This window comes from Acetatifactor sp. (assembly GCF_982438285.1).
Genome location: NZ_CEWDFQ010000072.1, coordinates 1 through 11,433 on the forward strand (window position 1 = coordinate 1; position 11,433 = coordinate 11,433).

Sequence of the window (11,433 nt, forward strand, 5' to 3'; positions counted from 1 at the left end):
CAAGAGATTCCTTGCAGGCCGGGCACAAGATAGGCCCCGCCACATAGTTGAATATCCTTCCGCATCCTCTGCAATTCCTAATGTCCATAAAACGCCCCATTTCTGCGCTGCTTCTCTGTGCTGCTTATTGCACCCTGCACCGCTTTCTTAAATCCCAGTGCTGCCGGCAAGTGTAAGAAAGTAAACCTTCTCCACCCCATTTTCTTTCAATACTCTGGCCGCCTCCTCTACGGTACTGCCGGTAGTGTAAATGTCATCTATAATTATAATCGTACTTAATTTTACATCATTTTGGCATATATGGAAAGCCTTTTTCAAATTATTTTGCCTTTCTTTCGGATTTTGGCTCTTTAAGGGAGCTGTGTTTTTCACTCTCTTTAAAAGATTTTCATACACAGGCAGCCCGGCACAGCGTCCCAGGGCTCTGGCTAAAAGCGCCGCCTGATTATATCCCCGCTTGCGGAGCCTTTTTTTGTGGAGGGGAATGGGCACAAGGGCATCCGGCGCCGCCCCCCGTATAAATCCGCCCAGCCATTTCCACATTTCCTCTCCGTAAAAGTCCGCATACTCCTGCCGTTTTCCGTATTTGAAGCGGTATAGAGAGGCTGCGGCGCTCTCATACTCAAAAAGCGCCCTGCCACGTATGCAGCTGCGTTTTTTCCCTTTGCAGCTGCTGCAGTACTCTCCTTCTTCCAGAAGCTTTTTCCCGCAGCACATGCACCAGGGCGGTGTGATAAGCTTCAGCTTCGGCACACACTCCGCACATATTTTTTCTCCGTAAGGCTGTACAATGCGGTCGCACACAGGGCACCTTAGGGGAAACAGAAGCTGTCTTGCCTGTTTCCCTGCCATACTGCAAAGCAAATACCATTTTGTTTCTTTTCTATTTTTCACAGTCCCTCTTTCTGGCCTTCTCCGAAGCTTTCCTACGCCTCCAGGTTCCCCTTCCATTCCCGGATGCGCTGGGACAATGCTGTGTAACGCTTGTTTTCACTTTCGTTGGCAATCATCTCTCTGACTGTATCACTGCTGCCCAATATAGTGACACAGCTTTTGGCACGGGTGATGCCTGTGTAGAGGAGATTGCGGTTAAATAAAAGCCTCGGCCCCCCCAGAAGAGGCATAATTACCGCAGGATACTCGCTCCCCTGTGCCTTATGTATGGTTATGGCGTAGGACAGCTCCAGCTCCTCCAGAAGCGAAAACGGATAGGTCACTCTCCTGTGCTCGTCAAATTCCACCACCAGGCTTGCCGCCCCTTCGTTGATCTCCAAAATTCTGCCCATATCTCCGTTGAATATCCCCGTGCCCCTGTCAATGGGAATGCCATAGCGGCTGACAATCTCCCACTCCAGCTGATAATTATTCCTGATCTGCATGACCTTATCACCTTCTCTGTACAGCGTGCTGCCGCTAAGGTGCTCTTTTTTTCGGGAATCCGGCGGATTTAAATATCTCTGCAGAATGCCGTTTAAGGTCTCGCAGCCCAGGCTCCCCTTTCTCATGGGAGTCAACACCTGTATGTCAAAGGGTTCCGCTTCCACATATCCCGGCAGCTTATCCTGAATCAGTTGTATCATATGCTTATATATGACATTGACATCCCTTCTTTCCAACAGAAAAAAATCCCGGGATTTATTGTCCAGGGCAATCTGCTCTCCTGCGTTGATCCGGTGGGCATTTACCACAATATCGCTTCTTTCCGCCTGCCGGAATATTTTCTGCAGCACCACCATGGGAAAGGCCCTGCTGCTCATCACATCCCTGAGCACCTGTCCCGGCCCCACGCTGGGAAGCTGATTCACATCTCCCACCAGAATTAGTCTAGTGCCTGGCATCACCGCTCTGAGCAAGGACTGAAAAAGATGAATATCCACCATAGACATCTCATCTATAATCACTACATCCGCCTCCAGCGGGTTCTGCTCATTTTTTTCAAATTTTGCTCTTCCTCCGTCCTGGTCCGACAGCGCGCTGTTTAGCTCCAGCAGCCGGTGTATGGTTCTGGCCTCAAAGCCTGTGGCCTCGGTCATACGCTTTGCCGCTCTGCCTGTGGGCGCCGCCAGAAAAATATCCAGCCCCTCTGCCTCGAAATAGCGGATCATCATATTGATGGTAGTGGTTTTTCCTGTGCCGGGCCCTCCTGAAAGGATAAAAAGTCCATTTTGTATACATTCCATCACTGCCTTCAGCTGAAGCTCGTCAAGCTCCATCTGCAGCTCCCCGGCCTGCTTTTTAAGCCGCCTTAGAACGGCTTCCTCCCCGGAGAACGTCTGTCCCTCCATCATAGGAATATTCAGCTCATGAAGCATCCTGGCGCAGTTCAATTCCGCATAATAATAGGAGGCGGCAAATACATTCTCCCCCTTGATCACCAGCTTTTTGTCCATCATCAGGTTTTCCGCCTGTGGACGGATATTCTCTTTGCTTACTCCAAGTAATATATGCGCTCTCTCAAGCAGAATATTCATGGGAAGATAGCAGTGTCCCTCTCCTGCGGCCTGCAACAGCGAATACAAAAGTCCGCTGCGGATTCTATAATCGGAATCCGTGTGAATCCCGATTTTGGCAGCAATCTCATCTGCAATTTTAAAGCCGACGCCGTTTATATCCTCAGCCAGTCTGTACGGGTTTTCCTTTAAAATGCGGTAAAGGTCACTCCCATAAGCATCGTAAATTTTCACCGCCAGGGTATTGGATATGCCGTACTGCTGCAGATAGACAAGGGCTTCCCGAAGCTCCCTTTTCTCCTCCATCTGCACGGCTATTTCCATGGCCTTCCGCTCACTGATACCCTTGATCTCTGCAAGCCGCTCCGGCTCCTCCTCTATAATCCGAAAGGTATCGCTGCCGAATTTCTTTACGATCCGTGCCGCCAAGGCGGCGCCCACTCCCTTCACAGCTCCTGAGCCCAGATAACGTTCCATGCTCACACTGTCCTTGGGCGCCGTCACCTGGTATGTGCTGATCTTAAACTGGCTTCCATACACAGGGTGCTCCACAAGCTCTCCCTGAGCTGTTATGTTTTCCCCCTGGGCCAGCCCTCTGCACATGCCTACACAGGTGATTTCTTCCCCCTCCACCGCCAGATTCATCACCGTATATCCATTTTCTTTGTTTTGGAAAATAATGTGCTCCACATATCCGTTTACTGTTTCCATATCCCGTCTTTCACCCTGCCGTTTCGCGGCGTTCACCGAACAGACGCGTAGACGCGCCCCCGGCTCACTGCCCGCGGGAATAAAGAAAGCTGCCGATAACAGCAGCTTGAAAAATAGTCTATAAATCATAGTTGCGCTTCATCTGTTCATAAAGCATCTGCGCAAGGCCAAGGCTGTTCTGCTCCACAGACTCCGACGCGATATTTTGTATCATCTGATCCTTGTAGAAATCCACCATGGAGGAGGTGGAACCAGATGTACTTTCGCTTTCCGGGATGGTATCCATCATTTCCTTAAACATCTGCTCCAGAAAATACGCCTCAAATTGTTTGCAGGCATCCATCAGCTCTTCATCGTCCGCCTGGGAATAATCCGTTTTCAGCTGATTCTCCAGCTTGGATGCAGTCTGGCTGGAGGCATTGGCATAAATGTCACTGTACATAGAAGTAATACTGCTGATATCCATTTCTTCCTGCCTCCTTATCTTCTCAGATTGTTAGCCTGCTGCAGCATTTCGTCCGAGGCTGTGATTGCCTTGGAATTCAGCTCATAGGCCCGCTGGGCCACAATCATGTTCACCATCTCATCTACCACCTGCACGTTGGAGCTCTCCAGGTAGCCTTGTACAACGGTGCTTCTCTCCACAATATTGCTGGCAGCCTCATTGATGGCCTGGCCGCTGGCCGCAGTGACCGCATAAAGACTTTCTCCCATTTTTTCCAGGCCGTTGGGATTGTTGAACTGGAACATGCCGATGGTAATGCCGATAGGCTGCAGATTCTCATTGGCGTCCGGGTAGTACAGGCTTCCGTCCTTGCCCACCGTGATATCGCTCACAATGTAATTGTTCCCCAGAATGATGGGATTCCCCGCTGTGCTGAGCACAGGAAGTCCGTCTGTGGTTGCCAGCATATTTCCGTTGGCCGCCAGGGTAAACTGCAGATTTCCGTTTCTGGTGTAGTAGGTATTGCCATCCTCGCCGCGCACAGCAAAGAAGCCTTTTCCGTCAATGGCAAAGGCCGTGGAGCTTTCCGAAGCCACGAGATTTCCCTGCGTAAAAATGGAAGAAATGGACGCATTGCGCACTCCCAGTCCCACCTGCGCTCCCACGGGCTTGTTTTCGCCGTTTGCGCTTGTAGTCTCAGTCTGAATATTCTGATAGAGCAGGCTTTTGAATTCATTCACCTGGGTCTTATAGCCCTGGGTATTCACATTTGCCAGGTTGTTCGCAATTGTGTCAACGTTTGTCTGCTGTGCAATCATACCGGTTGCCGCTGTCCATAAACTACGTACCATATTGTTTCTCCTTTTTGGTGTCCTTTATCCTTGGGTTTATTGTACTCTTCCCAGCTGATTTACGGCAATCTCAAGAGAGCTGTCATAGGTCTGCACAATTTTCTGATTACTCTCATAAGCCCGGGTAATGCTGATCAGATTTACCATTTCCGACACGATCTGGACATTTGCCATTTCAAGATAGCCGGAATTTACCTCTGCATCGGAATTGATGATCTCGGCGCCTTCCACCGGCTGGAAATAGGTTTCCCCATATTTTTCCAGATAGTCATAGTCGGCAAAGTCCACCACCTGAATCTGTGCCACACGGGTGCCGTTCTGGCTGATATTGCCGTCGCTGTCAATTTCAGAATCAAGAAGAGTGTTCAGCTGGATTCTGCGGTTCTGGGTATCCAGAACATAGTCTCCGTCCTGGGTCACCAGATAACCCTCCCTGGTCAGCGTAAACTGTCCCGCTCTGGTATATTTTGTGGAGGTCTCCCCCGCCTTGTTGGTATATTCAATGACGAAAAAGCCGTCTCCTGACAATGCAAGGTCATAAGTGTTTCCGGTGACCCGGAAAGATCCCTGGCTGTAGTCCGTGTAGTTTTCACCAATCTTTACACCGGGATTGTTGATACCGGTTCTCTGCACATTCTGTACGCCAACAGAGGCGTCCTTGATCTTTACCGTGAGAATATCGTCAAAGGACTGGCTGGTGGAGCCTTCCTTCTTAAATCCCACCGTGGAAGCATTGGCAAGGTTGTTTGTGAGAATATCCATCCTGTTTTGTTCGTTTATCAGGCCCGTATAGGCCGTGTACAATCCCTTCAGCATAAAACGTCTCCTCTTCTCAGTTCTCCCGGTAGCCTGCCAAAAATTCGACATATCTTCCGGTGCCGATGGCAACTGCCGTCATAGGGTCCTCAGCAGTCATGGTGTTGATGCCTGTTTTGGCCGAAATCAAATCCTCCAGCCCCCGAAGCAGGCTTCCGCCTCCTGTAAGCACAATGCCTCTGTCCGCAATATCCGCCGCCAGCTCCGGAGGCGTCTTTTCCAAAACACTGTGTATGGTCTCCACAATCTGTGCAGTGGTTTCCCTGAGGGCTTCCTCCGTCTCCTCAGAGGACACCTTGACGGTCTTTGGCAGACCGGTTACCAGGTTCCGCCCCCTCACGTCCATATAATCCACTTCCGGCCGCTTGTAAGCCGACCCAATTTTAATCTTCAGATCCTCTGCCGTTCTTTCTCCGATCAGAAGATTATGTTTTTTCCGCATATAGCGGACAATGGCTTCGTCAAAGTCATCTCCCGCAATTTTAATAGAAGCGCTGACCACCGTGCCGCCCAGAGAAATCACAGCAATGTCGGAGGTTCCTCCCCCGATATCCACGATCATGTTTCCACAGGGCTTGGAAATGTCTATACCTGCACCGATGGCTGCGGCAATGGGCTCCTCAATGATGGACACCTCTCTCGCCCCCGCCTGATAGGTCGCATCCTCAACAGCCTTCTTTTCCACCTCCGTCACGCCGCTGGGCACACACACCGCAATGCGGGGCTTGCGGAAGGTTCTCTTTCCCAGCGCCTTCTGGATAAAATATTTCATCATCTTTTCAGTGACGGTATAATCAGAAATTACGCCCTGGCGCAGCGGTCTTACCGCCACAATGTTGCCGGGCGTTCTTCCCAGCATAAGACGGGCGTCCTCTCCGATGGCCTTTATTTTATTGGTATCTCTATCAAACGCAACAACAGAAGGCTCTTTTAAAACCACGCCCTTTCCTCTGATGTAAACTAAAATGCTGGCTGTTCCCAGGTCAATTCCGATGTCTGTGCACTGCATAAATCTTATACCCCTTTCTAATGGTATCTATATAGCATAATGTTTCTAAACTTTCAATTTTTAGTCATACACGACATATTATAACTGAAATGATTCCATTTTCATAGGGGTTTCATAAAATTTTAAAATTTTATCGGCAGAAAACCCTGTATTCTTTAACGTTTTTCCAGCATTTTTTTCACATACAGACCTGTGTAGGAGTTTTTATTTGCAGCCACCTCCTCGGGAGTGCCTTTGGCGATCACTGTGCCGCCCTTGTCGCCTCCCTCAGGGCCGATGTCAATGATATAGTCCGCCGTCTTTATCACGTCAAGATTGTGCTCGATCACCACAACTGTATTCCCGCCGTCCGCCAGCCTGTGCAAAATCTCCACAAGCTTGTGCACATCCGCAAAATGCAGGCCCGTAGTAGGCTCATCCAGAATATAAATGGTTTTTCCGGTGCTGCGGCGGCTCAGCTCTGTGGCAAGCTTGATTCTCTGGGCCTCTCCGCCGGAAAGGGTGGTGGAGGGCTGTCCCAGCTTCACATAGGAAAGACCTACATCGTACAAAGTCTCGATCTTTCGGCGGATGGACGGAACATTCTCAAAAAAGGCCAAAGCCTCCTCCACCGTCATGTCCAGCACATCAAATATACTCTTTCCCTTGTATTTTACATCCAGCGTTTCCCGATTGTAGCGCTTCCCGCCGCAGACCTCACAGGGCACATATACATCCGGCAGAAAGTGCATCTCGATTTTGAGGATGCCGTCTCCGCCGCAGGCCTCGCAGCGGCCTCCCTTTACGTTAAAGCTGAACCGCCCCTTACCATATCCCTTAGCCTTGGCGTCCGCCGTGGATGCGAACAGGTCTCTGATCTGGTCGAACACTCCCGTATAGGTGGCTGGATTGGAGCGGGGAGTGCGTCCGATAGGGGACTGGTCAATGTCAATCACCTTATCCAGCTGTTCCAGGCCCAGAATATCCTTATGCTTCCCCGGAATACATCTTGCCCGGTTCAAGTCCCGGGCCAGATGCTTGTAAAGAATCTCATTGACCAGAGAGCTCTTGCCAGAGCCCGACACGCCGGTAACACAGGTCATCACACCCAGCGGAATCTCCACATCAATATTTTTCAGGTTGTTTTCCCGGGCCCCCAGCACCTTGAGCCACCCTGTAGGCTTCCTTCTCTCCTGAGGGACGGGAATCTTTAACTCGCCGCTTAAATATTTTCCTGTGACAGAGCCCGGCGTATTCATAATCTCTTCTGCCGTTCCGCAGGCTACGATCTCTCCTCCGTGGGAGCCGGCTCCCGGTCCCACATCCACAATATAGTCCGCCGCCAGCATGGTATCCTCATCGTGTTCCACCACAATCAGAGTATTGCCCAAGTCCCTGAGATTTTTCAAGGTATTTAAAAGCTTATCATTGTCCCGCTGGTGCAGGCCGATGCTGGGCTCGTCCAGAATGTAGCAGACACCCACCAGGCCTGATCCGATCTGTGTGGCAAGACGAATGCGCTGGGCCTCTCCGCCGGAAAGGGTGGCGGTGGCTCTTGCCAGAGAAAGATATTCCAGACCCACATCCAGTAAAAATCCTACCCTTGCACGGATTTCCTTTAACACCTGTTTGCCGATGAGCTGCTGCTGGCTGCTCAGCTGCATATTCTGGACAAATTCATAGAGCTTCCGCACAGACAAAGAGGTCACTTCGTATATGTTCTTCCCACTGACCGTCACCGCCAGAGATTCCTTTTTCAAACGCATTCCCTTGCATTCCCTGCAGGGAGTGATCCGCATAAAGCTTTCATATTCCTGCTTCACAATCTCCGAGGCTGTCTCCCGGTATTTCCGCTCCACGTTTCGAATCAATCCTTCAAAGGCCACCGGGTAAATTCCCTTTCCACGCTGGCCCTGATAGTGAACCTCCACCTCTTTGCCGTTAGTGCCCTGCAGAATAATATTTTTTATCTTCTCGGGATAATCCTCAAAAGGAGTGTCCAGATCAAACCCATATTCCTTACACAAGGCCTGCAGGATAGCGTTGGTAAAGCTGCTCTTATCCGTGCAGGACTGCCAGCCCATAACGGCAATGGCTCCCTGATTAATGCTCAGGGATTTATCGGGAATCATCAGATCCACATCAAATTCCATTTTATAGCCCAGCCCAAAGCATTCGGGGCAGGCGCCGAAGGGATTGTTGAAGGAAAAGCTTCTGGGCTCAATCTCGCTGATGCTGATGCCGCAGTCCGGGCAGGAAAAGCTTTGGCTGAAGGTAAGGGGCTCTCCGCCGATAATGTCCACCAGCAAAAGTCCGTCAGCCAGCTCCAGCACACTCTCGATGGAGTCCGTAAGCCGGCGCTCTATGCCCGCCTTTACCACAAGCCGGTCCACTACAATGTCAATATTATGCTTGATATTCTTGTCCAGCCGGATATCCTCCGTGAGCTCATACAGGCTGCCGTCAATGCGCACCCGCACATAGCCGCTTCTCTTGGCCCGATCCAGCACCTTCACATGCTCTCCCTTGCGTCCCCGCACCACGGGGGCAAGCAGCTGTATTCTGGTGCCCTCTCCCAGCTCCATGATCTGATCCACCATCTGGTCCACGCTCTGCTTTGAAATTTCTCTGCCGCATTTTGGGCAATGGGGAATCCCGATTCTGGCGTAAAGCAGTCTGAAATAATCGTAAATTTCCGTCACAGTTCCCACAGTGGAGCGGGGATTGCGGTTTGTGGATTTCTGGTCAATGGAAATGGCAGGAGAAAGTCCGTCGATACGCTCCACATTAGGCTTCTCCATCTGTCCCAAAAACTGTCTGGCGTAGGAGGACAAGGATTCCATATAACGCCGCTGGCCTTCCGCATAAATGGTGTCAAAGGCCAGTGAGGATTTCCCGGACCCTGACATTCCCGTCAAAACCACCAGCTCATTTCTGGGGATATCCACATTTACATTTTTTAAATTATGTTCCCTTGCCCCGCGTATTTTAATGTATTCCCGGGGACGCATCTTCTTTGCTTCTTCCATAGCTTTCCTCTTTTCTTTGCCCTTTTTCCTCTTTCTGTCTGTTTTCCAGATTATTCCTCATCCATTTCCTGCAGCCGCTTTTTCAGCTCAATCATTTTATCCCTGAGCTCTGCAGCCGCTTCAAAATTCAGGTCCGCAGCCGCCCTCTGCATCTTCTTCTGAATGTCCGCGATCAGCTTCTCCAGTTCCTTACGGTTCATGGACTCCGGATCTTTCTCAAAGCGCAGCTCCTCCTTGGCAATCACCTTGGAAATACTGATCAGGTCTCTCACTGCTTTCTTTATGGTCTGGGGCGTGATGCCATGCTCCTCATTATACTTCATCTGAATCTCTCGCCGCCTGTTGGTTTCCTCCAGTGCAGCCCTCATGGAATCTGTGATGGTGTCCGCATACATGATCACATGTCCCTCTGCATTTCTGGCAGCACGTCCGATGGTCTGTATCAGAGAAGTCTCGCTTCTCAAAAATCCCTCCTTGTCCGCATCCAAAATAGCCACCAGGGAAATCTCCGGAATGTCCAGACCCTCCCGCAGCAGATTGATACCTACCAGCACGTCAAATACATCCAAGCGCATATCCCGGATGATCTGGGCTCTCTCTAAGGTATCGATATCCGAGTGCAGATATTTTACCCGGATTCCCACTTCCTTCATGTAGTCTGTCAAGTCCTCGGCCATCCGCTTGGTAAGGGTGGTGATCAGCACCTTATTGTGCTTTGCGGTCTCCTTGTTTACCTCTCCCACAAGATCGTCTATCTGCCCTTCCACCGGGCGCACCTCCACCCTGGGGTCTAAAAGTCCCGTGGGACGGATGATCTGCTCCGCCCGCAGCAGCTCATGCTCCTCCTCATAACGGGAGGGAGTGGCCGACACAAACAGCATTTGGTCGATATGGGACTCAAATTCCTCGAAATTTAACGGCCTGTTGTCCAGCGCGGAGGGCAGTCTGAAGCCATAGTCCACCAGCGTAGTCTTTCGGGATCTGTCCCCTGCATACATGCCGCCGATCTGTGGTATGGTCATATGGGACTCGTCTATGATGATAAGATAGTCGTCCCCGAAAAAGTCCATCAGGGTCATGGGGGGCGCCCCCTCCGGCATCCCGTTCAAATGCCGGGAATAGTTTTCAATGCCGGAGCAGAAGCCTGTCTCCCGCAGCATTTCCACGTCAAAATTGGTGCGCTCCGCAATGCGCTGGGCTTCAATCAGCTTGTCCTCGCTCTTAAAGTACCGTACCCGCTCCTCCAGCTCCTTTTCAATATTGTCGCAGGCAGCCTTGATCTTATCCTGGGATACCACATAGTGAGAGGCCGGAAAGATAGCGATATGGTTCAAAACCGCATGAACCTTTCCGCTCAGGGGCTCCACCTCCGCAATCCGGTCTATCTCATCTCCAAAAAACTCAATGCGGATCAGGTAATCTCCTCCCTGAGCGGGATTTATTTCTATCACATCTCCTCTCACCCGAAAGGAGCTTCTCTGCAAATCCATGTCATTGCGGGTATACTGTATGTCCACCAGCTCCCGAAGCACCTGATCCCGGTCCTTGATCATGCCCGGACGGAGGGAAACCACCATGCTCTTGTACTCCTCAGGACTGCCCAGGCCGTAAATACAGGACACGCTGGCAACCACGATCACGTCCCGCCGCTCCGCCAGCGCCGCCGTTGCAGACAGGCGCAGCTTCTCTATCTCATCGTTGATGGAGGAGTCCTTGGCGATATAGGTATCCGAGGAGGGAACATACGCCTCCGGCTGGTAATAATCATAGTAGGAGACGAAATACTCCACGGCATTGTTCGGAAAAAACTCCTTAAACTCACCGTAGAGCTGTCCGGCCAGCGTCTTGTTATGGGCGATGATCAGGGTCGGCTTGTTCAGGGCCTGAATGATATTGGCCATGGTGAAAGTCTTGCCTGAGCCTGTAACACCCAGCAGCGTTTCAAATTGATTGCCTTCTTTAAAGCCCCTGACCAGAGCTTCGATTGCCTGAGGCTGGTCGCCGGTTGGGGCGTATTCTGATACTAATTCGAAATGGTCCATGATAAAATATCTCCTTTGTGACTTTTGATATGATCATCTTTAACCATATCTAAAAAACATAAAATAATTTTTATATTTTCCCGCATTTAATCACATAACAG

At 50.7% G+C, this 11,433-nt stretch carries 8 protein-coding genes; all 8 read right to left on the bottom strand.

Going from position 1 to position 11,433, the window contains the following annotated elements; all coding sequences use genetic code 11:
* Positions 1–147: 147 nt before the first annotated feature.
* On the bottom strand, positions 148–894 hold the full coding sequence (locus AC1WIP_RS05415; protein WP_481140863.1) for a double zinc ribbon domain-containing protein: 747 nt from the start codon (positions 892–894) through the stop codon (positions 148–150).
* A 32-nt stretch (positions 895–926) separates the two neighbouring features.
* On the bottom strand, positions 927–3,161 hold the full coding sequence (gene recD2 / locus AC1WIP_RS05420) for an SF1B family DNA helicase RecD2 (protein WP_481140869.1): 2,235 nt from the start codon (positions 3,159–3,161) through the stop codon (positions 927–929).
* Positions 3,162–3,279: 118 nt separating this feature from the next.
* Positions 3,280–3,627: a rod-binding protein gene (locus AC1WIP_RS05425; RefSeq protein ID WP_481140864.1), complete on the bottom strand. Its 348-nt coding sequence runs from the start codon at positions 3,625–3,627 to the stop codon at positions 3,280–3,282.
* Positions 3,628–3,641: 14 nt separating this feature from the next.
* On the bottom strand, positions 3,642–4,457 hold the full coding sequence (flgG, locus tag AC1WIP_RS05430; RefSeq protein WP_481140865.1) for a flagellar basal-body rod protein FlgG: 816 nt from the start codon (positions 4,455–4,457) through the stop codon (positions 3,642–3,644).
* Positions 4,458–4,493: 36 nt separating this feature from the next.
* Positions 4,494–5,273: a flagellar hook-basal body protein gene (locus tag AC1WIP_RS05435; protein WP_481140866.1), complete on the bottom strand. Its 780-nt coding sequence runs from the start codon at positions 5,271–5,273 to the stop codon at positions 4,494–4,496.
* A gap of 16 nt (positions 5,274–5,289) precedes the next feature.
* On the bottom strand, positions 5,290–6,282 hold the full coding sequence (mreB, locus tag AC1WIP_RS05440; protein WP_318702765.1) for a rod shape-determining protein: 993 nt from the start codon (positions 6,280–6,282) through the stop codon (positions 5,290–5,292).
* A gap of 155 nt (positions 6,283–6,437) precedes the next feature.
* A complete protein-coding gene (gene uvrA, locus AC1WIP_RS05445) occupies positions 6,438–9,290 on the bottom strand; it encodes an excinuclease ABC subunit UvrA (RefSeq protein WP_481140867.1) in 2,853 nt (950 codons plus the stop codon).
* 50 nt (positions 9,291–9,340) lie between these two features.
* A complete protein-coding gene (gene uvrB / locus AC1WIP_RS05450; protein ID WP_481140868.1) occupies positions 9,341–11,332 on the bottom strand; it encodes an excinuclease ABC subunit UvrB in 1,992 nt (663 codons plus the stop codon).
* Positions 11,333–11,433 lie beyond the last annotated feature (101 nt).